The organism is Luteimonas qiangzhengi (genome assembly GCF_039548515.1).
GTDB lineage: Bacteria > Pseudomonadota > Gammaproteobacteria > Xanthomonadales > Xanthomonadaceae > Luteimonas.
On sequence record NZ_JBCLVE010000008.1, the window covers coordinates 82,363 to 108,241 of the forward strand.

Here is a 25,879-nt window from a genome sequence, read left to right on the forward strand (position 1 = left end):
TTATCCGCCTTTCGTGCCGCTTACGCCCAAGACCTCATGACCCGACCCGGTTTCCTGCTGCGCAATGCGCTCCTTCTGGCGCTGCTGGCCATTTTCCTCGCTTCCGGCTGCAGCCGCTCACGCGGCGATCGCGACGTGAACGAAGGCGTTCCCGTTGAAGAGCTTTACGAAACGGCGCACCAGGCGATGCGCATGGGCAACTGGAACCGTGCCGCTACCGTCTACCGCCGCCTGGTGGCCCAGTACCCGTACGGCCCGTACACCGAGCAGGCGCTGATCGAAACCGCCTACGCGCAGTACAAGATGGGCAGCCACGAGGAGGCGATTTCCAGCATCGACCGCTTCCTGCGCACCTACCCGACCCACCGCCACTCGGCCTACATGTACTACCTGCGCGGGCTGGTGAACGCCTCGCGCGACACGGTGTTCATGCAACGCGTGTGGTCACTGGACGCAAGCAGCCGGGATCTGGCGACGCCGCAGCAGGCGTACGCGGACTTCGCGGTGGTTGCCGAGCGTTTCGCCAACACCCCTTATGCCGTGGATGCCCGCGAGCGCATGCTCGGGCTGCGTGACATGTTCGCCCGTCATGACTTGGACGCGGCGCTGTATTACCTGCGCCGCGGCGCCAACGTGGCTGCCACCAGCCGCGCCACGTACCTGCTGGAAACCTATCCGCAGTCAAGCCACCAGAACGACGCGATCGCCGTGCTTGCCGAGGCCTACACCCGGCTGGGCAACGAAACCCTCGCTGCCGACGCGCGCCGGGTGCTGGAGCTGAACGAGCCGGACCACCAGTGGCTGCAGGGCAACTGGCCCCGCTACCCCTGGTCGATCCGCAAGATCAACCCGTTCGCCGGTGAGCGCTCGCCGATCGACATGTAAGGCGAGCGGTACGCCGCCTCAGTCCCGCTCCTGATCCCAGGGGAAGCCGGACAGCTGGGCCAACTCTTCCGGCGTACGAATGCCGGAGTGCATCAGGTCGTTGATCTGCCAGCTCGGATACGAGGACACGCCCGCAGCGCTGCATTCCCGGGCGACCGGGCCGCCGCGCCCCTGCGGACTGCACTCGACGTAAGGAAGGCGTCCGGCCGAGGCGCCGAACATGCGGGTCTGGCGCGCGCAGCTGCCGCACCACGAGGCACCGTAATAGCGCGCCCCGGTGGCCTGCAGGTGGTCAACCAGCGCTGCAACCCGCGGATTCTCCGGACGCCGGTCCAGCACGCCGCCCAGCACCAGCTGCAGGGCCACCACCACGCCCACGGCAAGGAACGCGTTGCCCAGCCACCAGCTGCTCCAGCTTTGCGTGCCCGACGGCGCACCAGGACGTCGCAGGTGCACCAGGGCGAACAGCGTCGCCATGATCGCCAGCGACACCAGGCACCAGCCGCAGACAGCGTCAAGCGCGACGATGCCGACCAGGGTCAGATAGAGGCTGATCGCCAGCCCCAGCGCAGTCAGGCGCGACAGCCGCCGCCAACGCGTCGAGGGCGCGGAGCCGGTCGCCGCCGCCAGCGCGATCAGGGCATAGAGGCCAAATCCCCACACGGCCAATGGCAGGCCGAGCAGGCTGGACCAGCGACTGCCCTGGACCACATCACAGCCGCCGCCCTCGGCGCAGAATGCGGGCGCGCCACCGGCCAGGGCCAGGTAAGCGGTCAACAGCACACCGATCACCGCCAGCGACAGGATCCACGGATCGGGCTTCAGCCGCGGCTGTGGACGCGGCTGCCCGGCCACGCCGGTGCCAGGTTGTTTCTGGCCGGAGGGCCGACGCTTCTTTCTTGCCATTGCCAATACCCCTGAACGATTGCCTGCATTCTACCGGCGCGCTGGGGGTCAGTTACCCGGAGTCAGCCGCGGTAGCCGCTGCTGATCGGATAGCGGCGCTCACGGCCGAACGCGCACCGGGTGACCTTGGGGCCGGGTGCGGCCTGATGCCGCTTCCATTCACCAATCCGTACCAAGCGCAGCACGCGTTCGACGATGGCTTCGTCATGGCCGGCGGCCACGATTTCGGCACGCGACTGGGCGCCTTCGATGTGCCGCTCCAGGATGTCATCGAGTACTTCATACGGTGGCAACGAATCATCATCACGCTGGTCTTCGCGCAGCTCCGCGGAGGGCGGGCGCGAGATCACCTCAGGCGGGATCACCGGCTCGTCCGCGATCGAGTTGCGCCAGCGCGCCAGCGCGAACACCCGGGTCTTGTAGAGGTCCTTGAGCGGCGCGTAACCGCCGTTCATATCGCCATAGATGGTCGCGTAGCCCACCGCGTACTCGCTCTTGTTGCCGGTCGTCAGCAACAGGCCGCCGAACTTGTTGCCCAGCGCCATCATCAGTGCCCCGCGGGTGCGCGACTGCAGGTTTTCCTCGGTCACATCCGCCTCGCGCCCGTCGAAGGTTTCCGCCAGCGCATCCATGAATCCCCGGAATGGCGCCTCGATCGGCACGGTAAGCATGCGCACACCTAGCGCCCTGCACTGCTCGGCGGCCAGGTCATTGCTCAGCCCCGCCGTATAGCGCGAGGGCAGCCGCACGGCAGTCACCGCATCGGCGCCCAGCGCATCGACCGCCACGGCCAGCACCACCGCCGAATCCAGTCCGCCCGACAGTCCCAGCCAGACGTTGGAAAACCCGTTCCTGCCGCAGTAATCGCGCAGCCCGCGCACCACCGCGCGCCAGGCCAGCGAATGCTCGCCGGGATCCTGTTCCAGCGGCCATTGCACGGGCGCAAAGCCACCGGCTTGGGGATCAAAATCCGCCACCAGCCACTGCTCTTCAAATGCGACGGCGGCCCCATGCACCCGGCCATCCGCGTCGGCCAGGGCCGACCCACCATCAAACACCAGCGAATCCTGCCCCCCAACCGTATTGAGGTAGGCCAGCGCCGTCCCGCTCTCTTTCGCGCGACCGGCCAACAGCACGTCCCGGAACGCCTGCTTGCCAAGCTCAAACGGAGACGCATTGGACACCAGTACCAGCCGCGCGCCGGCAGCAACCGTGTCGGCCAGCGGCTGCGAGCGCCACAGGTCTTCGCAGATCAGCGTGCCCACCGGCACACCCTTCACCTCGAACACCAGGGAAGCGCCATCGCCACCGGGCTCAAAATAACGGCGCTCATCGAACACCCCGTAATTCGGCAGCTCGCGCTTTCTGTAGCTGGCTTCAACCCGGCCCTCGCGCAGCACGGCCGCAGCGTTGTAGAGCGCACCCTCCGCAGATTCCGGCCACCCAACCACCGCAACGATCCCGCGCGCATGCTCGGCGATCCCGTGCAGCGCCTGTTCGCAATCGCGCACGAACTCTTCCCGCAGCAACAGGTCCTCCGGCGGATACCCGCTCAGCGCCAACTCCGGGAACAGCACCAGATCCGCCCCATGCACATCGCGCGCCTCATCAATCAGCGCCCCGATCCGCCGGGCATTCTCCGCCACCGCTCCCACCGGGAAATCGAACTGTGCCAGGGCGATTCGCAGCTTTTGGGACATGGGAGTGACGCCTTTACGAAACCAGGCCACATTGTAGGACGGCCTCGAGTTGTCACCGTGCGAGCACTGTGGCGAGACAACGGCGGAGATGCGGGCCTCCAATGCGGTTCTAACGAGGTCCCTCGCCTCATGGGTCACCCGGCTTCGCGCGCATGGCGCGCTCCTACAGAAACACCAGGCACAAAGCTGCAAGCCGGGACCGGACGCACAACCTTTTCGGAACCGAGCCCCGTCGTGGCCGGGAGGCCTTTGCGCGTAAGTAAAGGAGGAGGCCGTAGCCGCAGGCGCAGGCCGGGGGACATGAAGCGCAAAGGCCTGCCGGCCGCGCCGGGGCCCGTCAGGTCACCGAGTATTCAAAAGAAGCCTGGGAATCAGGACATTCCAGGCGTGGGCCACCCAGGGCCGACCACGGAGCCATCCGTGTGCGAACCCGGATCAGGCTGGCACAGGCTCGCCGTAAACCACCGGAGCAGCCGCACCTTCCGGGAAACTCACCTCTTCCCAGGCCGACTCCTCAGCCATCAGCGCCCGCACCAGCGTGTTGTTCAGCGCGTGCCCCGACTTGAACCCCTCGAACGCCCCCAGGATCGGCTTTCCAGCCAGATACAGATCCCCGATCGCATCCAGGATCTTGTGGCGCACGAACTCGTTCGCGTAGCGCAGCCCATCCTCGTTCAACACCCGGAACTCATCCAGCACGATCGCATTGTCCATCGAGCCACCCAGGCCCAGATTGCGATCACGCATGAACTCCAGATCACGCATGAACCCGAACGTACGCGCCCTGCTCACCTCGCGGATATACGCCTCAGTGGAAAACTCCACCTCCGCCCGCGACTCCGACACCGGGATCGCCGGATGATCGAACTCGATCGTGAAGCCCAGCCGGAAACCGTCATACGGCTCGAACCGCGCAATCTTGTCGCCATCGCGCACTTCCACCGGCCGCTTGATGCGGATGAAACGCTTGGGCGCGTCCTGGATCTGGATCCCGGCAGACTGCAGCAGGAACACGAACGGACCCGACGACCCGTCCATGATCGGCACCTCGGCCGCGGACAGGTCCACAAAAAGATTGTCGACACCCAGCCCGGCCAGCGCCGACATCAGGTGTTCGACCGTCATCACCTTGCCCTCGCCCTGGGTCAGACCGGTGCACAGCATGGTCTCGGTGACCAGGTCGCCACGGGCAGGAATTTCAACCACCGGGTCAAGGTCAACCCGACGGAACACGATGCCGGCATCCACAGGTGCCGGGCGCAGGGTCAGATAGACCTTCTCGCCGCTGTGCAGACCCACGCCGGTGGCGCGGATGATGTTCTGGAGGGTGCGCTGCTTGGGCATCGTCTGTTCGGTTCGTGGGAGTGCGGCTCGCTCTGTGAACGAACGCACGAAATATTAACACGCGGCCTGCTGAACCTGAACGGAAGCAGCCGCCACATGAAGCACCTTGCACCAGCCTGCATCAGCCAGCGTGAGGGAGAGCAAAACGCCCGCCCCCGGAACCCCGGGGGCGAGTAAAAATCCATCGGGCCGGCGAAGCCCGATGGCAAGAGGACGCGGACATGGATCAGTAGTGCAGTGACTGCACTCCCGACCGCTCAGTCCGCCTGGCGACGCAGGAAAGCGGGAATATCAAGATAGCTGCTGCTGTCGGTGCCGAAGTCGGCGGTTTCCGGCTTGGAGGCCGGCTCCGCACTGTGGCCACGCAGGCTGGAAGCAATGCTCGGCGCCTGGGTTTCCATGCTCACCACATCGTCGATCGGCAGGCCGGTGGTGCCATCACGCTTGGCCTGGGTGTGGATCAGCTGGACGTGCGAACGACGCCCCTGCTCCTGGGCGAACTCGCCGCCGCGGACAGCCTGGCGAGCGGCGCCGCGGTGCAGGCCGGTGGCGACCACAGTCACACGGACTTCGTCCTGCATGTCCTGATCGAGCACGGTGCCGATCACGATCGTCGCGTCCTCGCTGGCGAAGTTCTCCACCGTGCGGCCTACTTCGTCGAACTCGGCCATGGTGAAGTCCGGGCCGGCGGTGATGTTGACCAGGATGCCGTTGGCACCGGCCAGATTGACGTCATCGAGCAGCGGGTTCTGGATGGCGGATTCGGCCGCGGCCTGGGCACGGTCGTCGCCGCGCGCCTCGCCGGTGCCCATCATCGCCAGGCCCATTTCGCTCATCACGGTGCGCACGTCGGCAAAGTCGACGTTGATCAGGCCCGGGCGCACGATCAGGTCGGCAATGCCCTGCACTGCGCCCAGCAGCACGTCGTTGGCAGCGCGGAACGCCTGCACCATCGTGGCGTTGCGGCCCAGCACCGAGATCAGCTTCTCGTTGGGGATGGTGATCAGCGAGTCGCAGTGCTGGCTCAGGTCCTCGATGCCCTTGAGCGCCACCTGCATGCGGCGACGGCCCTCGAAGGGGAACGGCTTGGTGACCACTGCCACGGTCAGGATGCCCATCTCCTTGGCCAACTGCGCCACCACCGGCGCGGCGCCGGTCCCGGTGCCACCGCCCATGCCCGCAGTGATGAACACCATGTCGGCGCCCTGCAGGGATTCAATGATGACCTCGCGGTCTTCCAGTGCGGCCTGGCGGCCGACCTCGGGGTTGGCGCCTGCGCCCAGACCCTTGGTCACGCTGTCACCCAGCTGCAGCTGCAGCTTGGCACCGCAGTTGCGGATTGCCTGGGAATCGGTGTTGGCGGTGATGAACTCCACCCCCTCCACGCTGCTCGCCACCATGTGCGCGACCGCGTTGCCACCGCCGCCGCCGACGCCAAACACCTTGATGTTGGCGTTCGGAGCCATTTTTTCTACAAGTTCGAAGTGCGCCATGTCATGAGTCCTCGTTGCTGAATTTCTGGTTATGTTTTTTGCTGTGAAACGTGTTGCCGGGTCCTGCCTGTTACCGTCGTCCTTCCACCTGCCGCTCCTGCTCCGCGCCGTCAGAACGCGCCGCGGTACCACTCCTTCAATTTCCTGAGAAAGTTCATCGCCGGCCCGGCGGAACTCACCGGACGACGCGGATTTTCAATCTGGCTGCCCATCAGCAGCAGGCCCACGCCGGTGGCGTGGACCGGGTTGCCGACCACTTCGCCCAGGCCGGTCACGTGCTGCGGGTTACCCACCCGCACCGGCATCTGCAGCATTTCCTCGGCCAGCTCGACCACGCCTTCCATCTTTGCGGCGCCGCCGGTCAGGACCATGCCGGCGCGCACGTGCTGCTCGAAGCCCGAGCGGCGCAGTTCGGCCTGCACCATCTCGAAGATCTCCTCGTAGCGGGCCTGCACTGCCTGGGCCAGCGACTGGCGCGGCAGGCGGCGTGGCGCGCGGTCGCCCACACTCGGCACCTGGATCGACTCTTCGCTGGTCGCCAGCTGGGCCAGCGCGCAGGCGTAGCGCACCTTGATCTGCTCGGCCTCCGGGGTCGGCGTGCGCAGCATGTGGGCGATGTCCTCGGTCACCTTGTCGCCGGCGATCGGCAGGCTGGCCGTATGGCAGATCGCGCCCTGCACGAACACCGCCAGGTCGGTCGTGCCGGCGCCCATGTCCACCAGCACCACGCCAAGCTCCTTCTCGTCGCCGGTGAGCACCGCGTGGCTGGAAGCGAGCGAGGACAGGATCAGATCGTCGATCTGCAGACCGCAGCGCTGCACACACTTGCTGACGTTGGCCGCCGCCGACTGCGCGCACACCACCAGGTGCGCGTGCACCTCCAGGCGCACGCCGGTCATGCCGACGGGATTGCGGATGCCTTCCTGCGACTGGTCCAGCACGTACTCGCGCGGAATTGCATGAAGGATCCGCTGGTCGGCCGGGATCGCGACCGCCTTGGCGGCGTCGAGCGCACGGTCGAGATCAGTCCAGCTCACTTCGCCCTCGCGGATGGGCTGGATGCCCTGTGAATTGCGGCACTGGATGTGATTGCCCGAGATCGAGGCGTACACCGAGCGGATCTCGCAGCCGGCCATCAGCTCGGCCTCCTCGATCGCACGCTGGATCGACTGGACGGTCGACTCGATGTCCACCACCACGCCGCGTTTGAGACCGCGTGATTCGTGGCTGCCGATGCCGATCACTTCGATCGGATTGCCGGGGGAATACTCGCCGACCAGCGCCACCACCTTGGAGGTGCCGATGTCGAGTCCGACGATGAGGGCTTTGTCGCCTTTGCGGTTCATGTGCGGGTGCCGTGATTCATTGGAGGTGAAGACCAGCCGGAGCCGGTCATGAGGCGCTGCCGATTCATAAGCGCGGCCTTAGCCGTACTCGTGGCAGCGACCGTGGCGACGTCGGTGTCGCCAGTCGCGTCGTCTTCGTCCTCGCCCCAGACCAGGGCGAAGCCGTTGGTGTAGCGCAGGTCGGCGCGCGTGAGCCGATCGGTGCGTGCCTGCAGCAGCTGCGGAAGCAGGCGGGCGAAACGCTCCAGGCGTGGCCGGGCCTGCTGGCTGCCGATCGTGATCCGGGTGCCGTTGGTGAGCACCAGCGACCAGCTGCCGCGGGTGTCCAGCACCAGCTCGCGCACGTCATAGCCAAGCGGGGTGAACAGCACCCGCGACTCGTTGTAGAGCGCCACCACCTCGGTCACGCGGCTGTCGGGGGCGTGGAACTGCGGCAGACGCGGCGGCGGCTTGATGCCGGTAGTTGGAAACAGCGTGCCCTGTTCGGACAGCAGCCGGTCATCGCCCCAGCGCGCGAACGGACGGTGTTCGGTGACCTCCACCTCGACCACATCCGGCCAGCGCTTGCGTACTTCCGCACTCTGCACCCACGGCAGCGCGGCCACCGCGGCCTGGGCATCGGCCAGGCGCATGGCGAAGAATCCGTCGTGGGCGTAGGGCAACACCGCTTCGCGCAGGCGGGCGTCTTCCACGTGCACCAGCTCGCCGGACACCCGCAGGGTGCGCAGGGGCCAGCGCTCGGCGCCGATCCAGCCTTCCAGCACCGCCACCACCGGCAGCGCCACCAGTGCCAGGGCCAGGATCCACACCAGCGTGCGCAGCATTGCGGTCACAGGGTCGCCTCCAGGATCCGCCAGCACAGCTCGGCGTAATCGATTCCCAGCTGGGCGGCCGCCTTGGGCACCAGCGAGTGACTGGTCATGCCCGGCGCGGTGTTGATTTCCATCAGCGCGAAGCGGCCATCGGCGTGGCGCATCACGTCCACCCGGCCCCAGCCGCTGCAGTCCACGGCGCGGAAAGCCTCCAGCGCCAGCTGGCGAAGCACGGTTTCGTCATCGCCCTGCAGGCCCGGGCACAGGTACTGCGTGTCGTCGGCCACGTACTTGGCGTGGTAGTCGTACCAGCCGCGGGCCGGCACGATCCGGACCGAGGGCAGCGCCAACCCGCCCAGGATTGCCACGGTGTACTCGCCGCCGGCCACCAGCTGTTCGGCCAGCAGTTCTTCGGGATAGTCGCGGGCGAATGCCACCGCCTCGGCGAGTCCAGCCTCATCCTCGACGCGGAAGACGCCGACGCTGGAGCCTTCCGCGGACGGCTTGATGAACACCGGCAGGCCAAGCTCGCGCACCGCGGCCTGCACATCCGCGCCGGGCGGCAGGCGCACGAAGCGCGCCGTGGGCAGGCCCTCGGCTTCCCACACCTGCTTGGTGCGGATCTTGTCCATGGTCAGCGCCGAACCCAGCACGCCCGGGCCGGTAAACGGCACACCCAGCGCCGACAGCAGCCCCTGCAGCACGCCGTTCTCGCCGTCGCCGCCGTGAAGAATGTTGAACACGCGGTCCACGCGGCCGGCGCGGATTTCATCCAGCAGCGCGGGGATGCCATCCACCGGATGCGCATCCACGCCACGCGCGCGCAGCGCCTCGAGCACCCCGCGGCCGGAGTCCAGCGAGACCTCGCGCTCGCTGGTCGTCCCGCCAAGGGCCACCGCAACCCGGCCGAAAACGGCCGGATCGGTCACCTGCAGCGGCGGCACCTGCAGGCTCATGCAGACGCCTCCGGAAAGCCTTCATCCGCCAGCCGCTGCACGGCCTGGCCGATATCACCGGCACCCATCATCAGCAGCAGGTCGCCGTCTTCGAGCACGTCGGGCAGCACGCGCACCAGCTCGGCCACGTCGTCCACCACGACCGGATCGACCCGGCCGCGCGCGCGGATCGCACGTGCCAGCGAGCGCGCGTCGGCACCCGGAATCGGCTCCTCGCCGGCCGGATACACCTCGGTCAGCACCACCGCATCCACTTCCGACAGCACGCCGGCAAAGTCGTCCAGCAGGTCACGGGTACGGCTGTAGCGGTGCGGCTGGAAGGCCACCACTACGCGCCGGTCCGGCCAGCCGCCGCGGGCGGCTTCGAACACGGCCGCCAACTCGTTCGGGTGATGGCCATAGTCGTCCACCAGCTGCACGGTGGCACCGCGCGCGGTACGCAACTCGGCCTTCAGGTTGAAACGCCGGCCGATACCCTCGAACTCCTCCAGCGCCTCGGCAATGGCTTCCGGGCTCACGCCAAGCTGCCAGCCCACCGAGGCGGCTGCGAGCGCATTCTGCACGTTGTGCCGACCCGGCAGCGCCAGGGTCACTTCGGTACGCGGGCCATCCGCCAGCACCAGGTCGAAACGCATCCGCGCGCCGTCCTGGCGCACGTTCTCGGCGCGCACATCGGCGCGCTCGTCGAAGCCATAGGTGGTGACGTGACGCGAAGCATTACCGGCCAGCGCAGCCACTTCCGGGCTGTCCAGGCACAGCACCGCCAGCCCATAGAACGGCAGCCGATGCAGGAATTCCGAGAACGCCGCGCGCACCCGACCGAAGTCGTTGTCGTAGTGCTCCATGTGGTCGGCGTCGATGTTGGTGATCACCGCCACCAGCGGGTTCAGGCGCAGGAAGCTGCCGTCGCTTTCATCCGCTTCGGCCACCAGCCAGTCGCTGCTGCCAAGGCGCGCATTGGCGCCCGCGGCCAGCAGCTGGCCGCCGATCACAAAGGTCGGGTCCAGTCCGCCGCGCGCCAGCACGCTGGCCAGCAGCGACGTGGTGGTGGTCTTGCCGTGGGTACCGGCCACTGCAATGCCGCGGCGGAAGCGCATCAGCTCGGCCAGCATTTCCGCACGCGGCACAATCGGGATGCGGCGGGCGCGTGCTTCCGCCAGCTCGGGGTTGTCCGCGCTGATCGCGCTGGACACCACCACGCAGTCGGTGTCCTGCACGTTGTCCGCGGCATGGCCCAGGTGCACGGTGGCTCCCAGCTTGCGCAGGCGGCGGACCGCAGCGTTTTCGGCAACGTCGGAGCCGGACACCCGGTAGCCCAGCGTGCACAACACTTCCGCGATGCCGCTCATGCCGGCGCCGCCGATGCCTACGAAGTGCACGCGCGAGAACGCCCTGCCCACCTCGGCAGTGGATAACGCACGGGTGTCGAGCAGGCGGCGGATCATGGTGTTTCTCCAAAAATTGGTTCGATCCGCTCGGGAGCGCTTTCGCCCCGCAGGCGGGCGACCTGGCGCTGGGCGCGGTCGAGTTCGTAGGACACCCGCAGCAGCAGGCCGATGGCCACGCAGGTCATCACCACGCTGGAGCCGCCGTAGGAAATCAGCGGCAGCGTGAAGCCCTTGGTCGGCAGCAGCCCGAGGTTCATGCCGATCGATACCGTGCTCTGCAGGCCGATCACCAGGGCCACGCCAAAGGCGCAGTAGCCGGCGAAGTGGCGGCGCATCTCCACGCACTTCAGACCGATCCAGAACGCCCGACCCACCAGCAGCGCGAACAGCCCGATCACCAGGCACACGCCCACGAAGCCCAGCTCCTCGGCGGTCACTGCAAAGATGAAGTCGGTATGCGCCTCTGGCAGATAGGACAGCTTCTGGATCGAAGCCCCCAGCCCGACACCACCGAGCTCGCCGCGGCCAACCGCCATCAGCGCATTGGCCAGCTGGTAGCCGCTGTTGAAGGGATCGGCGAACGGATCCATGAAGGACGTGATCCGGCGCACCCGGTAGGGCTCGGCGACTGCAACGATCGAGAGAAGCACCAGCACGCCCACCACCGGCCCGGCCATGCGCGGCAGGTGTACCCCGCCCAGCACCAGCATCCCGGCGGTCACGCCCAGGATCAGCGCGGTCGATCCGAAGTCCGGCTGCAGCAGCAGCAGTCCCATCAGCGCACCGGCCACCAGCAGCGGCTTGATCATCGCGCCCCAGGTGGCGTTGACCTCGTCGCGAAAGCGCACCAGGTAGCTCGCCATCCAGACGATGTACATCAGCTTGACCGCCTCGACCGTCTGGAAGTTGGCCACACCAAGGTTGATCCAGCGTCGGGCGCCGTTGACGGTGTGACCGAGCCCGGGCAGGAACACGATGATCAGCAGTACGAAGCAGCCCAACAGCAACAGCTGGTTGTAGCCCTCGAGATCCTTGAGCTCGGTGCGCGCCGTGAGCACGCACAGCACCACGCCCACCGTCAGGAACATCAGGTGGCGGATGAGGAAATAGAACGGCCCGCTGCCGTGCTCTTCGGCGATGGCGATCGAGCTGGACCCCACCATCACCACGCCAAGCGCAGCAAGGGCAACCGCAGCGCCGATCAGCCACGGGTCAAAGCGCCCGTGGATATCGTCAATCCGGGTGGCCTGGCGTGCGACCGGGGCGTCGTATCGATCCATCAACGCACCTTCAACGTGGCCAGGCCGACCAGCACCAGGATCACCGAGATGATCCAGAAGCGCACGATCACGCGCGGCTCCGGCCAGCCCTTGAGTTCGAAGTGGTGGTGGATGGGCGCCATGCGGAACACGCGCTTGCCGGTGAGCTTGAACGACGCCACCTGGATCATCACCGAGAGCGTCTCGATGACGAAGATGCCGCCCATGATCACCAGCACCAGTTCCTGGCGCACGATCACCGCGATCGTGCCCAGCACCGCACCCAGCGCCAGCGCGCCGATGTCGCCCATGAACACCATGGCCGGATAGGTGTTGAACCAGAGGAAGCCGAGCCCCGCGCCGGCGATGGCTGCGCAGATGATGGTCAGCTCACCAGCGCCCGGGATCTGGGGGATCTGCAGGTAATCGGCAAACACCGCATGGCCCGAGGCATATGCGAACACCCCCAGTCCGCACGCCACCAGCACCGTGGGCATGATGGCCAGCCCGTCCAAACCGTCCGTCAGGTTGACGGCGTTGGAGAAGCCGACAATCCAGAAATAGGCGATCGCGACGAAGGAGATGGCGACCATCGGCAGCGCCACCGCTTTGAACAGCGGGAAGTAGAAGGTGGTCGCCGCCGCCACATCAGCCGTCTGGTAGAGGTAGATACCCGCCGCCAGGCCGAATACCGACTGCAGCAGGTACTTCCACCGCGATTTCATGCCGTTGGGATCGCGCTTGACGATCTTCAGCCAGTCGTCGTACCAGCCGATCGCACCAAAGGCGACCATCACTGCCAGCACCAGCCACACGTACTTGTTGCGCAGGTCGCCCCACAGCAGCACCGAGGCGGCCACCGAGATCAGGATCAGGGCGCCGCCCATGGTCGGCGTGCCGGCCTTGGAGAAGTGGGTCTTCGGGCCATCGTCGCGGATCGGCTGGCCGCCCTTGTACTGGGCCAGGCGCCGGATCACCGCCGGCCCCCACCACAGCGACAGCAATAGCGCCGTCAGCGCGGCAAGGATGCCGCGGAAGGTGAGGTAGTTGAACAGGCCGAAGAAGCTCTCCAGGCCCTGCAACCAGCGCGCCAGTTCAAGCAGCATCGGTGGAGCTCCCTTTGTTTTTCCGTGGTGCGGCGCCGTCTTCCAGCAGCGCTGCAACCACGCGTTCCATCGCGCTGCTGCGCGACCCCTTCACCAGCACCCGCGCCTGCGGGTGCAGTTCGCCACGCAGCGCTTCAATCAGCGCCGCATGGCCATCGAAATTGCGGCCGCCTTCGCCGAAGGCCTCCACGGCGGCCCGGCCCAGCGTGCCCATGGCGTACAGCCGTGCGATACCGGCCTGGCGGGCGCGGTGGCCCACTCCGGCGTGCAGCGCCTTGGCATCGATGCCCAGCTCGCCCATTTCACCAAGCACCAGCCAGCCTTCGCCCTGGATCGCGGCGAGGGTCTCAATAGCCGCTACCAGGGAGCCGGGGTTGGCGTTGTAGCTGTCGTCGATCAGCAGCGCGCCCGACGCCAGACGGTGCCGGACCAGCCGCCCCTGCACCGGGCGCGCCGCTGCCAGACCGGCAGCGATCGCCTGTGGCGAGGCATCGGCCATGCCGATCGCCAGCGCGGCCGCAGCCAGTGCGTTGGCAACGTTGTGGCGGCCGACCACGGGCAATTGCACCTCGGCCTCGCCCTGCGGCGTCAGCAGGGTGAAGCGCGAGCCTTCCTCGCCCACGCGCACGTCGCGCGCGGTCACGTCGGCGCTGGCCTCCAGCCCGAAGCGGATCACCCGGCGGCCGTGCGAGCGGCCGGCGAAAAACTGTGCGAACGCGTCGTCGGCATTGATCACCGCCACTCCGTCCGCCGGCAGCGCGTCGTAGATCGCGCCCTTGGTTTCGGCCACGCCCAGCAGGCTGTGCATGCGCTCCAGATGCGCCGGGGCGACGTTGTTCACCAGGGCCACATCCGGGCGCGCCACGTTGGTCAGCCAGGCAATATCGCCAGGCTTGCCCGCGCCCATTTCGTAGATCGCGTATTGCGCATCTTCCGGCGCGTTGATCACCGACAGCGGCAGGCCGATTTCGTTGTTGCGGTTGCCCGGGTTGGCGCAGGTCGAACCCAGCGGCGACAGGATCGACAGCAGCATCTGCTTCACGCCGGTCTTGCCATTGCTGCCGGTGACTGCCGCCACCCGGGTGGCACGACTGTGCTGCATGCCGGCGGCGATGGCCGCCAGCGCGCGCACCGTATCGTCGACCACCACCTGCGGGATCCGGGCCGACGATGGCCGCGACACCAGCGCAGCCCGCGCGCCCAGATCGGCCGCGGCCTGCACATGGTCGTTGCCGTCGAAGCGCTCACCCACGATCGCCACGTACAGCGCAGCGCTGTCATCGGTCGCGTCGAAGCCGCGGGTGTCCGTGCACATCGCGTCGATCACCATGTCGGAACCGTCGGTCACGCCGTGCAGGCGACCGCTGGTCCACTGGGCGATGCGCGAGAGCGGCAGCGGATTCATGCCCTGGCCTCCAGCACTGCCTGCGCCACTTTGGCGTCATCAAACGGATGGCGTACGCCGTCAATTTCCTGATAGGGCTCGTGACCCTTGCCTGCCACCAGCACGATGTCACCGGCAGCGGCCCTACCCACCGCGTGCTCGATGGCGGCGCGCCGGTCACGCTGCACGGTCACGGCGCCGCGATCGGCAAAGCCTTCCAGGATGTCGGCGACGATGGCATCACCGTTTTCCCGGCGCGGGTTGTCGTCGGTCACCACCACGGTGTCAGCCAGTCGTTCGGCGATCTCCGCCATCTGCGGGCGCTTGCCGCGGTCACGCTCGCCACCGCAGCCGAACACGCACACGATCCGGCCACGCGCGTGATCGCGCAGGCTGGCCAGCGCCTGTTCCAGCGCGTCCGGGGTGTGGGCGTAATCCACCACCACCAGCGGCTGTGTATTTCCCTCGCGGGCGCCTCCACCCAGGCGGTTCATGCGTCCGGCCACCGGCTGCAGCTGGCCAAGCACGCGGGCAATATCACCGGCGGATTCGCCCAGCGCGTCCAGCACCCCGGCCACCGCCAGCAGGTTGTCCACGTTGAAGCGGCCCAGCAGCGGCGTGCGCAGCGCATGCACCTGACCACCAATATCAAGGTCGAAGCCGGTGCCCTCGGCATCAAGCACGATGTTCCCGGCGCGCACCCTGGCATCCGCAGCCCCCCGGGCGCTGGTCCCGACCCGGCGCACCCCCTGCGGCGGCGCGTCGTGCAGTGCGCGCCCGTGGGCATCGTCCAGATTGATCACAGCCGCCTGCAGGCCCGGCGTGGCGAACAGGCGCGCCTTGGCGGCGCCATAGGCCTGCATGTCACCGTGGTAATCCAGGTGGTCGCGGGTGAGATTGGTGAACACGCCCACTGCAAAATGCACCGCACCCACGCGGCCCTGGTCAAGGGCGTGCGAGCTGACCTCCATCGCCACGGCGCCGGCACCGGCGTCGCGCAATCGGGCCAGCAGCGCGTGCGTCTGCGACACCTGCGGCGTGGTGAAGCCGGTCGGCTGCACGTGGCCGTGCAGGCCCGCGCCCAGCGTGCCGACGCTGCCTGCGACGCGGCCCAGCAAGGTCCAGGCCTGGGCCAGCATCTGCACGATCGAGGTCTTGCCGTTGGTTCCGGTCACCCCGACCACGGTCATCGCCGCGGAAGGATTGCCGTGAAATCGGTCGGCCATTTCGCCTATCCGCGCGGTGAGCCCCGGCACGGCGATCGCATCGACCGGCACATCCACGCCCTCGGGCGCCGGTGGTTCGAACACGATGGCCGCAGCATTGGCCGCCCGCGCCTGCGCGACGAAGCGCAGGCCGTGGGTACCAAAGCCCGGAATGGCGAGGAAGGCATCGCCCGGCTGCAGCGCGCGGCTGTCCTGCGACAGCCCGCTCACGCGCAGGTCGGCGGGGATACCCGCGATGTCAGGCAGCAGCGCTGCAAGCGGCATCCCGGCGCTCATTTCCTGTCCTCCTGGGCCGCCAGCCAGGTTTCAATGTCGTCCGGTGGCACGTCCATCAGGCGCAGCGCACCTTCCATGACGTCCTTGAACACCGGTGCCGCCACCAGCCCGCCGTAATAGCCCTTGGCCGGATCGGGATCGTCAATCACGATCGCCATCGAGAATCGCGGGTTGTCCACCGGTACCAGGCCGGCGAAGAAGGATACGTAGCGGCGCGAATATCCGCCGGCGCTGGCCTTGCGCGAGGTGCCGGTCTTGCCGGCGACGTTGTAGCCGAGGATCCGTGCCTGGCGGGCAGTGCCGCCCGGGCCGGTGACCGTATGCATCATCTTCAGCACGGCATCGGCCACGTCCGGCGCGATCGCCTGGCGGGTTTCACCGTGCTGGCCCTTGATGAAGGTGGGCTGGGTCCACAGGCCCCCGTTGCCGATCGCCGCATAGGCCGCGGCCACCTGCAGCGGGGTGGCCGACAGGCTGTAGCCGTAGGACATGGTCTGCTTGTCGGTCCCGCTCCACTGGCTGGGATCGGCGAACAGGCCTGCAGCTTCGCCCGGAAATCCGCTGCGGGTGCTGGCACCAAAGCCGAACGCGCGCAGCACGTCGTAAAACTGCCGATCGTCCAACATCGCCGCCAGCTTGCTGACGCCGACGTTGGAGCTCTTGGTGATCACACCGGTGACATCGAGCAGGCCGTAGTTGCGCACATCGGACGTGCGGAAGCGGCCGTTGGCCATCCAGCCCGGACTGGTATCAACCGGCGTGGTGGGGGTCACCACCCCGGCCTGCAGCGCCGCGGCAACGGTGATCGGCTTGATGGTCGAACCCGGCTCGATCAGGTCGGTCACCGCACGGTTGCGGCGCGCATCGCGATCGTCGGCGCCGACCACATGCGGGTTGTAGGCCGGCAGGTTGGCCATGGCCAGCACTTCACCGGTAGCCACATCCAGCACCACCGCCGATCCGGCGCTGGCACCCGTGCGCACCAGGGTGTTGCGCAGCTCGCGATGGGCCAGGTACTGGATACGCCGGTCGATGCTCAGCACCAGGTCCTTGCCCGGCTCGGCCGCCCGCACCAGATCCACGTTCTCGACGATCCGGCCGCGACGGTCGCGGATCACCCGGTGCGCACCCGGACGGCCGCGCAGCCAGTCATCGAACGCCAGTTCGACCCCTTCCTGCCCCCGGTCATCAATATTGGTGAAACCCAGCACGTGGGCAATCGCCTCGCCCTGCGGGTAAAAACGGCGGTACTCGCGCTGGCTGAACACCCCGGGCACGCCCAGGTCCAGCACCTTCTGCGCGGTGGCCGGATGGATCCGGCGCTGGCCCGGCAGGTACATGAATTCCTTGTCGGCGCGCTGCGCGACCCGGCGCGTCAGCTCCTCACCATCGACGTTGATGGCCGCGGCCAGTTCGGTGATCCGGTCCGGATGCTTCACCAGCTCCTGCGGGTTGGCCCACAGCGAAGCCACCGGGGTGGAAATCGCCAGCGGTTCACCGTTGCGGTCGGTGATCATGCCGCGCGAGGTCGGGATCGGCAGCTCGCGCAGGAAGCGCGAATCCGCCTTCTGCTGGTAGAACGCGTTGTCGATCAGCTGCAGGTCCACCGCACGCCCGACCAGCACCACGCTGCACAGCCCCATCGCACCGGCCACCAGGGCCAGGCGGCCGCGCAGGTTGAAACGCGCACGGCCCGGACGCTGTGCCGGGCGGTTGTTTCTGCGCAAAAGCTTGTCGATCATGGCCGCACCACCACGATGTCGACGGCTTCGGGGAACTTCATCCCCAGCCGCTCGCGCGCCACCTGGTCAATGCGGTTGCTTTCCGCCCAGGTGGCCTGTTCCAGCTGCAGGCGGCCGAAATCGATATTGAGCTCGTCGCGGTCGTGCTCCAGCCGGGTCAGCTCGACAAACAGCTGGCGGTGCTGGTGACGCGCATGGACCACGCCGATGGCGGTGATCACGATGGCCACCAGCAGTACCGCGACGATCAGGCGCATGGTCATGATCACTGGCCCACCTCCGCCAGCTTTTCAGCCACGCGCAGCACTGCGCTGCGGGCGCGGGGATTGCCGGCCAGCTCATCGGCATCGGCCTTGATCGCGCCACCCAGCGCACGCAGGGTCGGCACGAAACCGGTGATCTCGGGCAGGCGGCGGTTGGCCGGCGGCGGCTTGGCACAGCCGGCGATGAAGCGCTTGACGATCCGGTCCTCGAGCGAGTGGAAGCTGATCACGGCCAGGCGCCCGCCCGGCTTGAGCGCGTCGTGGGCGGCCTGCAACCCTGCTTCCAGGTCAGCCAGCTCGCGGTTGATGTGGATGCGGATGCCCTGGAACGAGCGCGTGGCTGGATTGATGTCCGGCTTGCCCGGGGCGCGACGCGGACGCGGCACCGAGGCGGCAATCAATTCGGCCAGTTCCGCGGTGCGGGTCAGCGGCGCTTCCACGCGGCGGGCCACGATGACCCGGGCAATCCGCCGGCTCATGCGCTCCTCGCCATAGGTCCACAGCACGTCGGCGATTTCAGCCTCGTCGGCACGCGCAAGCCAGTCGGCAGCGCTTTCGCCCGAGTCCGGATCCATGCGCATGTCCAGCGGACCGTCCTTGCCGAAGCTGAAGCCCCGACCGGCCACGTCCAGCTGCGGCGAAGACACGCCCAGATCGAACAGCACCCCGTCCAGGCCGCCGGCCGTGGCTTCCCACTCCGCCAGCGCAGCGAAGCTGCCGCGACGGATGGCGACGCGCGGATCCGCACCGAATTCACGCTCGGCCACGGCGATCGCGTCGGGGTCCTTGTCCATGAGCAGCAGACGGCCATCGGCGTCCAGACGCTGCAGCACGCCGCGCGCGTGTCCACCACGCCCGAACGTGCCGTCCAGATAGGTTCCGTCGCCCACCACCTGCAGCCCTTCCAGGGCCTGTCCGAACATCACCGGTAGGTGGCCGGACCGGACGTCCGCGCCACCGGCCGTCACAGCTGCAAACCCTCCAGGTCCTCACCAGACATATCGTCATCGCCAAGTACCTGGCGGATCTGATCCTGGTGGGCCTGCTCGCTCCACAGCTCGAATTTGTCGCCCATGCCCACCAGCACGGCTTTGCGCTCGATGCCAACGGTGTTGCGCTGGCTGGCAGGGATGGAAATGCGCGCACTGCCATCCGGCTCCACCACCGCGGCCGCACCCACCAGCTTCAGCTGCAGGGTGCGGTTGGTGGAGCGGGCGCGCGGCAGCGTATTGACCTTGTCGCGGATGCCGGACCAGACGTCATACGGATACAGATACAGACCGCCGGCGTCGAAGGGGTTGTACGTGATTACCAGGCGATTGCCGGCGCGGGATACGTCCTCGCGCAGGCCGGTCGGGATCACCATCCGGCCCTTGTCGTCAATTGTGATGGCGTACTCGCCCTGGAACACGTTGATCCTGCCCGTATGCCCGTCTGCGGCGGGCTTCAATTGGCGCGGTTTTCCACAAAATTCCCGGTAAACCCACGCAGCGCCACCTTATGACCCGGGATAAGGGTTGTCAACATGCTGTCGCGGGAAAATTCATCAGGCAGGTCAATGACTTGCGAAACTGTTCACAGACTTGTTCAAGGTTTATCCACAAGCTGCTGTTTCGTCTCAAATTTTGAGACGGAGGGCACTATTCGAGATGTTTACACGCCGTGAAGGACTGAAGTTAAGACCATGTGAGATCCCGTGGGAATGCGCGGATCTGTGTAGTCGCGGCGCGGGGGCGTCGGATGCGGGTGCCCTCCGGTCTCCATGTCCTCCGGCGTCGGCCTGCGGCCGCCACCTCCTCCTTTACTTACGACCAGAGGGCACCCCCGCCCGCCGCTCCAGGATTCACGCGGCTTCGCGCGCATGGCGCGCTCCTACAAAAAGCCCCGGCCCCGACGGAGCCGGCACACAACCTTCCCGGAGCCGAGCCCCGTCGTGGCCGGGAGGCCTTTGCGCGTAAGTAAAGGAGGAGGCCTGCGCCTGGGCGCAGGCCGGGGGACATGAAGCGCAAAGGCCTGCCGGTCGCGCCGGGGCCCCTCAGGTCGCGGCGCACGAAAAAGAAGTTGGCGGAGCCGGCCTGTAAGCCGGGTTCTGTCGTGGGCAACCATTCCTCTAGGCGCATCGTCACCGATACGCTCAAGCAACCTACCCGGACCTGACGCGGGCAACGTCATGGGGTCCCTATTCGGTCTTGCTCCCGGTGGGGTTTGCCGTGCCGGCCTGTTACCAGGCTCGCGGTGCGCTCTTACCGCACCATTTCACCCTTGCCACGCATCCCGAAGGACCGTTCGGCGGTATCTTTCTGTTGCACTTTCCGTCGGCTCGCGCCGCCCAGGCGTTACCTGGCACCGTGCCCTGTGGAGCCCGGACTTTCCTCGGCACCCCCGAAGGAATGACGCGATTGCCCGGCCGACTCCGCCATCGGGGATTATCCCACGTTGCGACCCTGCACGGTTCAACATGCCTTTTCCCCGTCACTCCTGCGCGGTGGATTGCAGGCCCCGGTACAACGCCTTGCGCGGGGCGCCGGTGATTTCCGCGGCGACCCGGGCTGCCGATGACGGCGGCATGTGGTCGGCCAGGAGCGCGTACACGCGGCGGCCTTCGGCCAGCGCTGCCCCTGCATCGTCGCCGGCACCTTCCACCACCAGCACGAACTCGCCTTTGCGCTGGTCCGCATCCGCGAGGACCCGCTGCTGGAGCTCTTCCAGATTTCCGTCCAGGACGGTTTCAAACAGCTTGGTCAGTTCGCGCGCCAGCACCGCACGCCGTGCCGGACCAAAGGCACCGACCATGTCTTCCAGCGTGTCGGCGATGCGGTGCGAGGATTCGTAGAACAGCAGGGTGCGGGATTCGCCGGCCAGCTTCTGCAGGCGTTCGCGGCGTGCGCCGGGCTTGGCTGGGAGAAACCCTTCGAAGGTGAAGCGGTCGCTGGGCAGGCCGGCCACGCTGAGCGCGGCAATCAGCGCGCTGGGGCCGGGTACCGGGCTCACCTTGATCCCTGCCGCGCGGGCGGCGGCCACCAGACGAAAGCCCGGATCGCTGACCAGCGGCGTGCCCGCATCGCTGACCAGGGCCAGCGACTCGCCGGCTTCCAGACGCTCCACCAGGCGGGCCGCCAGGGCCTGCTCGTTGTGCTCATGCAGCGCCACCAGCTCCGCTTCGATGCCGAAATGCGACAGCAGGCGCCGGGTGTGGCGGGTGTCTTCGGCGCAGACCGCGGCCACCTCGGCCAGGGTCCGCTGCGCGCGCGGCGAGAGGTCCTCGAGGTTGCCGATGGGCGTGGCAACGATGAACAGGGTGCCCCGGGAAGGGTCGCTGGCTGATTGGGCAGGCATGATGGCGACATCATAGTGCGCCGGCGCCGCATCGCCTTCATGGGCCGGGCGCCGCCGGAACGGTAGAATCGCGGGCGATATCCCCAATGGACATGGAAACCATGCGCGTACAGGCGATACGGATGGCCCTTCTGCTGGCGGCCCTGCTGCTGGCCAGCTGTGCTTCGGTCCAGATCAGCGGCCCCATCGTTCCGGCCCAGCCGGCCCAGCCGGAACTGGCCGCGGCCGCCGAACTGGCCCGGGCCCAGCATTCGCTCAGCGGCGAAGCGCGTGCTGCCAATGCGGGCGAGATCGAGCGTCTGCTGGCCACGCTGGACGATGACACCCTGGCCCGCGGCGCCGCCGCGTTGGCCGAAGGCGATCCGCTGTACAGCTTTGTCGGCCGGGCGCTGATGGCCCGCGGCCTGCCGCTGCCGCGTCCGTTCGATCTGTCGTTGCTCTGGAATGCGCAGGCAGGCAACCGCCCTCCTGCCGACCACGACGGTTACAGACCGCCTTTGCGCCTGGCGGTGCTGCTGCCACAGACCGGCAACTTGGCCACCGCCGCGTCGCCGGTGCGCGACGGCCTGCTGGCCGGCTATTACGGCGAACGCCGCGCCCGGCCTGAAGTGGTGTTCTACGACACCATGGGCACGCCTTCCGGCGCTGTGGGTGCCTATGCGCGGGCAGTGGCGGAAGGTTCCGATTACGTCCTCGGCCCGCTGAGCCGCGACGAGGTCGCCGCGGTGCTGGCCGACCCGGCGCGGCTGTCCGTGCCGGTGCTGGCACTCAACCGCGCCGGTGACGAAACCCCTACCGGCAGCTTCAGCTTCGCCATGGCGCCGGAGGACGACGGCATCGCTGCTGCCAACCACCTGCTGGGACAAAACGTACAGCGGGTGCTGGTGCTCAGCGGTGGCGACGACAGCGCCCGCCGCAGCGTGGAGGCGTTCCGCCGCCAGCTGGAGGCAGGCGGCGGCCAGGTGAGCGACCTGCTGGTGGTGATCGGTGAAACCCCGCCGGACATGGTGGAAGCCCTGCGCAACGCGATGCTGAAGGAAGAAGGCGCCCAGGCTGTGTTCCTGGCCCTGCGCGGCAATGAGGCCCGGGCGATCGCGCCTCAGCTGGTGGAAGCCGGCTACGCGACCCGTCCGCGGGTCGGCACTTCGCACCTGTTCGCCAGCGGCAACACCGAAAGCGATGCGGCGCTGGACGGCATCGCCTTCCCCACCGAGCGCTGGGCTTCCAGCGGCGTGGCCGGACTGCCGATGGCATCGACCGTCGCTTCCACCCTGCCCACCGCGCGCGGACCGGCGCAGCGGCTGTTCTCGTTCGGTTACGACGCCTGGCTGCTGACCGCCTTCATGGAACGCCTGGTCACCGGCACGGACGCCGAGCTGCGTGGTGCCACCGGCACCCTGCGTATCGATGGTTTCGGCAACATCCAGCGCACGCCGGCCTGGGCCACTTTCAGCGGCGGCCACGTGGTGCCGCTGGGCGGCGGTTGAGCAGCACCCGCGCGCGCGGCGCGGCCGTGGAAGCGGCCGCCCGCGAGCACATGATCACTGCCGGGCTGCGCCCGGTGGCCGCCAACGCCAACTACCGGCTGGGCGAGCTGGATCTGGTGATGCTGGACCGCGAGCGTTCCGGCACTTCAATCCTGGTCTTCGTGGAAGTGCGCTATCGCCGCTCACGCAGTCATGGCGGCGGCGCCGACTCTGTTGACTGGCGCAAGCAGCGCCGGATCATCCGCGCCGCCCAGCTGTTTCTACTGAGCCACCGGCAGTACGCGGACGTGCCCTGCCGCTTTGACGTGATCGATGCCAGCGGCGATCCGGATGCGCCCACGCTGGACTGGATCCGCGACGCATTCCGCGTGGACGACTGAGCCGCAGGGCTGCCTTCCCGCCTCGCAACTGTGCCTACAATGTGGTCGATCCGAACACAGGCCAGGCGCATGATTCTCTCCGTTCCGGTTACCGGCATCGCATGAGCAATACCCAGGGGGACAGCAAGCCGCAGCCGGCACTGCTGCGCGCAGTCGGGCGCTGGCAGGTGGTGGGCCTGTCGATCAACGATGTGGTGGGCAGCGGCATCTACCTGCTTCCGGCGGCCGCCTTCGCCATGCTGGGCTCTTTCAGCATCTGGGCGGTGCTGCTGGCAGGCATCACGGTGGGGCTGCTGGTGCTCTGCTACGCCAAGGCGTCGAGCTATTTCGACCAGCCCGGCGGCAGCTATCTGTATGCGCGCGAGGCGTTCGGGCCGTTTGTCGGGTTCCAGATCGGCTGGACCATCTGGCTGACCCGGGTGGTGGTGGCCGCATCGCTGAGCAACGGCCTGGCCGATGCCATTGCCAGGTTCTGGGAGCCAGCAGCCACGGCAGGCGCCGGACGCACCGCCGTGATCGCAGGCTCGCTGCTGATGCTGACCGCAATCAACATCATCGGCGTGAGCTGGGCCGCACGCGCGGCGGTCGTGCTGGTGGTGTGCAAGCTGGTGCCGCTGCTGCTGTTCGTCTTCATCGGCATGTTCCATATGGACTGGGGCCTGGCCTTTGGTGGTCCCGGGCCACAGGACTACGGGCAACTGGGCGAGGCCGCCCTGCTGCTGCTGTTTGCCTATGCCGGGTTCGAGAACGTGCCGGCAGCGGCGGGTGAATACCACAGCCCCAAGCGCAACGTGCCCTTCGCCCTGCTGACCATGATCGTGGTGGTCACGCTGGTCTATGCAGCGGTGCAGATGGTGGCCCAGGGCCTGCTGCCGGACCTGGCCTCCTCGGCCTCTCCCCTTGCGGACGCCGCGGCGATGTTCGGCGGCGAGGGCATGGCCTTCGTGCTCACCGTGGGCGCGGCGCTGTCGATCCTCGGCACCAACAACAACACCATGCTGCTCGGGCCGCGCTTCCTGCACACCCTGGCGGCGGACGGTTACGGGCCGCGCTACCTGGCCTCCATCCATCCGCAGTTCCGCACCCCGGCGGCGGCCATTGCCACCCAGTTCGTGCTGGCACTGGTCCTGGCGCTCAGCGGGTCGTTCGTAGCCCTGGCGGTGCTGTCCATGGTGACCCGCCTGCTTGGATACATCGCCACCGCGGCGAGCGTGCTGGTACTGCGCCGGCGCTATGGCGATCCGGCTGACGGGTTCCACCTGCCCGGCGGGCCGGTAATTCCGTTGCTGGCCCTGGTGTTGTCGGTGATCCTGTTGTTCAGTGCCAGCACAACCAACCTGCTGGCAGCCGCCGGCGCGATCGTCATCGGCACCCTGTTCTACCTTTCCCGCCGCCGCATCCGCTGACAACGCCATGAGCCACGAGGCCTTCGATGCCCTGACCGTTGAACAGCTCCGCGCGAGCGGGGCGCTTAAGTGGAATGCATTCCCCGACTGCATCGGCGCCTTCGTGGCGGAGATGGACTTCGGCACGGCGCCCGAGGTCATGGCGGCGGTACGCGAAGCGCTTGATCGCGGTCAGATCGGCTATCTCGGCGATGCATTGGTGACGGATCTCGCCAAGGCCTGCAGCGACTGGCATCGCGACCGCTACGGCTGGGCACCGGATCCCTCGTGGATCCAGCCGCTGCCGGACGTGCTCACCGGTCTGGAACTGGCCCTGCGCCACCTGCTGCCGCAGGGCGTCAAGGTTGTCCTTCCCACGCCCAACTACATGCCCTTCCTGCCGCTGCTGCACATGCTTGGTCACGAAGTGGTGCAGGTGCCGATGCGGCAGACCGCTGGCAGCTGGGAGTTTGATTTCAACGCGCTCGAGGCCGCTTTCGCCGACGGCGCCGGGCTGCTGATCCTGTGCAATCCGCACAACCCGCTCGGCCGCGTGTTCACCCGGGATGAATTGGAACAGCTGAGCGCGATTGCGGGACGCCATGGCGTGCGCGTCTTCAGCGACGAGATCCACGCCCCGCTCGTCTTTGCCCCGCACCGGCACATCCCCTACGCGTCGATCAGCGAGGCCGCCGCGGAGCAGGCAATCACCGCCACGTCTGCATCCAAGGGCTGGAACCTGGCCGGACTCAAGTGCGCGCAGCTGATCCTCAGCAACCCGGAAGACCTCGCCGCCTGGCGGCGCATGCATCCGCTGGCCGGGCACGCCACCGCGACTCTCGGAGTGATTGCCAACACCGCCGCCTACCGCCACGGCGGCGCATGGCTGGAGTCGGTGATCGAATACCTGGACGGCAACCGCCAGCTGCTGGCCACCACGCTTGCCGCAGACATGCCGGGAATTGGCTACACCGCCCCGGAAGGCACCTACCTGGCCTGGCTGGACTGCCGACCGCTGGCGCTGGAAGGGCCGGCGAGGCGACTGTTCCAGCGCGCGGGTGTGGCGCTGACCGACGGCGCCGACTGTGGTGAGGCCGGCACCGGCTTCGTCCGTTCCAACTTCGCCCTGCCCCGCCCCATCCTGCGCGAGGCGCTGGCGCGCATGGCCCGCGCCATCGCCTGAGTCGTGGCCGCCCTGCGCGGCG

21 protein-coding genes, 1 other RNA gene and 1 pseudogene are annotated in these 25,879 nt (G+C 67.7%); 5 read left to right on the forward strand and 18 right to left on the reverse strand.

The annotated features are described in order from the left end of the window. The first annotated feature begins 36 nt into the window (after positions 1-36). Complete coding sequence (locus tag WCE59_RS07100) at positions 37-885, forward strand: outer membrane protein assembly factor BamD (protein WP_343258044.1); 849 nt, start codon at positions 37-39, stop codon at positions 883-885. A gap of 18 nt (positions 886-903) precedes the next feature. Here the strand turns inward: WCE59_RS07100 and WCE59_RS07105 are convergent, their stop codons facing one another. From WCE59_RS07105 to rsmI, 18 genes and pseudogenes are all read right to left on the reverse strand, one after another. Further along, positions 904-1,791 carry a vitamin K epoxide reductase family protein gene (locus WCE59_RS07105; protein WP_343258045.1) on the reverse strand — a complete coding sequence of 296 codons (888 nt, stop codon included), beginning with the start codon at positions 1,789-1,791 and terminating at the stop codon, positions 904-906. Between the two features lie 62 nt (positions 1,792-1,853). Then, positions 1,854-3,491 (reverse strand): NAD+ synthase, encoded by a 1,638-nt coding sequence (locus tag WCE59_RS07110; RefSeq protein ID WP_343258046.1) that lies wholly within the window; start codon positions 3,489-3,491, stop codon positions 1,854-1,856. Between the two features lie 435 nt (positions 3,492-3,926). Next, positions 3,927-4,835, reverse strand: coding sequence for a UDP-3-O-acyl-N-acetylglucosamine deacetylase (gene lpxC, locus WCE59_RS07115; protein WP_343258047.1), 909 nt, complete (start codon positions 4,833-4,835; stop codon positions 3,927-3,929). A 257-nt stretch (positions 4,836-5,092) separates the two neighbouring features. Further along, the gene (ftsZ, locus tag WCE59_RS07120) at positions 5,093-6,328 is read right to left on the reverse strand and encodes a cell division protein FtsZ (protein ID WP_343258048.1); all 1,236 of its coding nucleotides are present in this window, start codon (positions 6,326-6,328) and stop codon (positions 5,093-5,095) included. Positions 6,329-6,438: 110 nt separating this feature from the next. Beyond that, positions 6,439-7,674 (reverse strand): cell division protein FtsA, encoded by a 1,236-nt coding sequence (gene ftsA / locus WCE59_RS07125; RefSeq protein WP_343258049.1) that lies wholly within the window; start codon positions 7,672-7,674, stop codon positions 6,439-6,441. Next, on the reverse strand, positions 7,671-8,507 hold the full coding sequence (locus WCE59_RS07130) for a cell division protein FtsQ/DivIB (protein ID WP_343258050.1): 837 nt from the start codon (positions 8,505-8,507) through the stop codon (positions 7,671-7,673). Before WCE59_RS07130 ends, ftsA begins: the two co-directional genes overlap by 4 nt. After that, complete coding sequence (locus WCE59_RS07135) at positions 8,504-9,442, reverse strand: D-alanine--D-alanine ligase (RefSeq protein ID WP_343258051.1); 939 nt, start codon at positions 9,440-9,442, stop codon at positions 8,504-8,506. Before WCE59_RS07135 ends, WCE59_RS07130 begins: the two co-directional genes overlap by 4 nt. Next, complete coding sequence (gene murC, locus WCE59_RS07140) at positions 9,439-10,887, reverse strand: UDP-N-acetylmuramate--L-alanine ligase (protein WP_343258052.1); 1,449 nt, start codon at positions 10,885-10,887, stop codon at positions 9,439-9,441. The genes WCE59_RS07135 and murC overlap by 4 nt, the downstream gene beginning before the upstream one ends. Further along, the gene (gene ftsW / locus WCE59_RS07145; RefSeq protein ID WP_343258053.1) at positions 10,884-12,110 is read right to left on the reverse strand and encodes a putative lipid II flippase FtsW; all 1,227 of its coding nucleotides are present in this window, start codon (positions 12,108-12,110) and stop codon (positions 10,884-10,886) included. Before ftsW ends, murC begins: the two co-directional genes overlap by 4 nt. After that, positions 12,110-13,195, reverse strand: coding sequence for a phospho-N-acetylmuramoyl-pentapeptide-transferase (mraY, locus tag WCE59_RS07150; RefSeq protein ID WP_343258054.1), 1,086 nt, complete (start codon positions 13,193-13,195; stop codon positions 12,110-12,112). The genes ftsW and mraY overlap by 1 nt, the downstream gene beginning before the upstream one ends. Continuing rightward, on the reverse strand, positions 13,185-14,600 hold the full coding sequence (locus WCE59_RS07155) for a UDP-N-acetylmuramoyl-tripeptide--D-alanyl-D-alanine ligase (protein WP_343258055.1): 1,416 nt from the start codon (positions 14,598-14,600) through the stop codon (positions 13,185-13,187). The genes mraY and WCE59_RS07155 overlap by 11 nt, the downstream gene beginning before the upstream one ends. Beyond that, the gene (locus tag WCE59_RS07160; RefSeq protein WP_343258056.1) at positions 14,597-16,081 is read right to left on the reverse strand and encodes a UDP-N-acetylmuramoyl-L-alanyl-D-glutamate--2,6-diaminopimelate ligase; all 1,485 of its coding nucleotides are present in this window, start codon (positions 16,079-16,081) and stop codon (positions 14,597-14,599) included. The genes WCE59_RS07155 and WCE59_RS07160 overlap by 4 nt, the downstream gene beginning before the upstream one ends. 11 nt (positions 16,082-16,092) lie before the next feature. Next, positions 16,093-17,823 (reverse strand): annotated as a pseudogene (locus tag WCE59_RS07165) (peptidoglycan D,D-transpeptidase FtsI family protein); the annotation flags it as partial. Further along, a complete protein-coding gene (ftsL, locus tag WCE59_RS07170) occupies positions 17,820-18,080 on the reverse strand; it encodes a cell division protein FtsL (protein ID WP_449284131.1) in 261 nt (86 codons plus the stop codon). The gene ftsL and the pseudogene WCE59_RS07165, both read right to left, overlap by 4 nt. 8 nt (positions 18,081-18,088) lie before the next feature. Next, positions 18,089-19,054: a 16S rRNA (cytosine(1402)-N(4))-methyltransferase RsmH gene (gene rsmH, locus WCE59_RS07175; RefSeq protein ID WP_343258058.1), complete on the reverse strand. Its 966-nt coding sequence runs from the start codon at positions 19,052-19,054 to the stop codon at positions 18,089-18,091. Then, positions 19,051-19,497 carry a division/cell wall cluster transcriptional repressor MraZ gene (locus WCE59_RS07180; protein ID WP_343258128.1) on the reverse strand — a complete coding sequence of 149 codons (447 nt, stop codon included), beginning with the start codon at positions 19,495-19,497 and terminating at the stop codon, positions 19,051-19,053. Before WCE59_RS07180 ends, rsmH begins: the two co-directional genes overlap by 4 nt. 651 nt (positions 19,498-20,148) lie before the next feature. Further along, positions 20,149-20,501: RNase P RNA component class A (gene rnpB / locus WCE59_RS07185), an RNA gene on the reverse strand. 57 nt (positions 20,502-20,558) lie between these two features. Next, complete coding sequence (gene rsmI, locus WCE59_RS07190; RefSeq protein ID WP_343258059.1) at positions 20,559-21,422, reverse strand: 16S rRNA (cytidine(1402)-2'-O)-methyltransferase; 864 nt, start codon at positions 21,420-21,422, stop codon at positions 20,559-20,561. Positions 21,423-21,544: 122 nt separating this feature from the next. Here rsmI and WCE59_RS07195 point away from each other — a divergent pair, with 122 nt between their 5' ends. From WCE59_RS07195 to WCE59_RS07210, 4 genes are all read left to right on the forward strand, one after another. Next, complete coding sequence (locus tag WCE59_RS07195; RefSeq protein ID WP_343258060.1) at positions 21,545-22,909, forward strand: penicillin-binding protein activator; 1,365 nt, start codon at positions 21,545-21,547, stop codon at positions 22,907-22,909. Continuing rightward, a complete protein-coding gene (locus WCE59_RS07200; RefSeq protein ID WP_343258061.1) occupies positions 22,906-23,289 on the forward strand; it encodes a YraN family protein in 384 nt (127 codons plus the stop codon). Before WCE59_RS07195 ends, WCE59_RS07200 begins: the two co-directional genes overlap by 4 nt. Positions 23,290-23,390: 101 nt before the next feature. Beyond that, positions 23,391-24,695 carry an APC family permease gene (locus WCE59_RS07205; protein WP_343258062.1) on the forward strand — a complete coding sequence of 435 codons (1,305 nt, stop codon included), beginning with the start codon at positions 23,391-23,393 and terminating at the stop codon, positions 24,693-24,695. 7 nt (positions 24,696-24,702) lie between these two features. Then, a complete protein-coding gene (locus tag WCE59_RS07210) occupies positions 24,703-25,857 on the forward strand; it encodes a MalY/PatB family protein (RefSeq protein ID WP_343258063.1) in 1,155 nt (384 codons plus the stop codon). Positions 25,858-25,879: the final 22 nt, after the last annotated feature.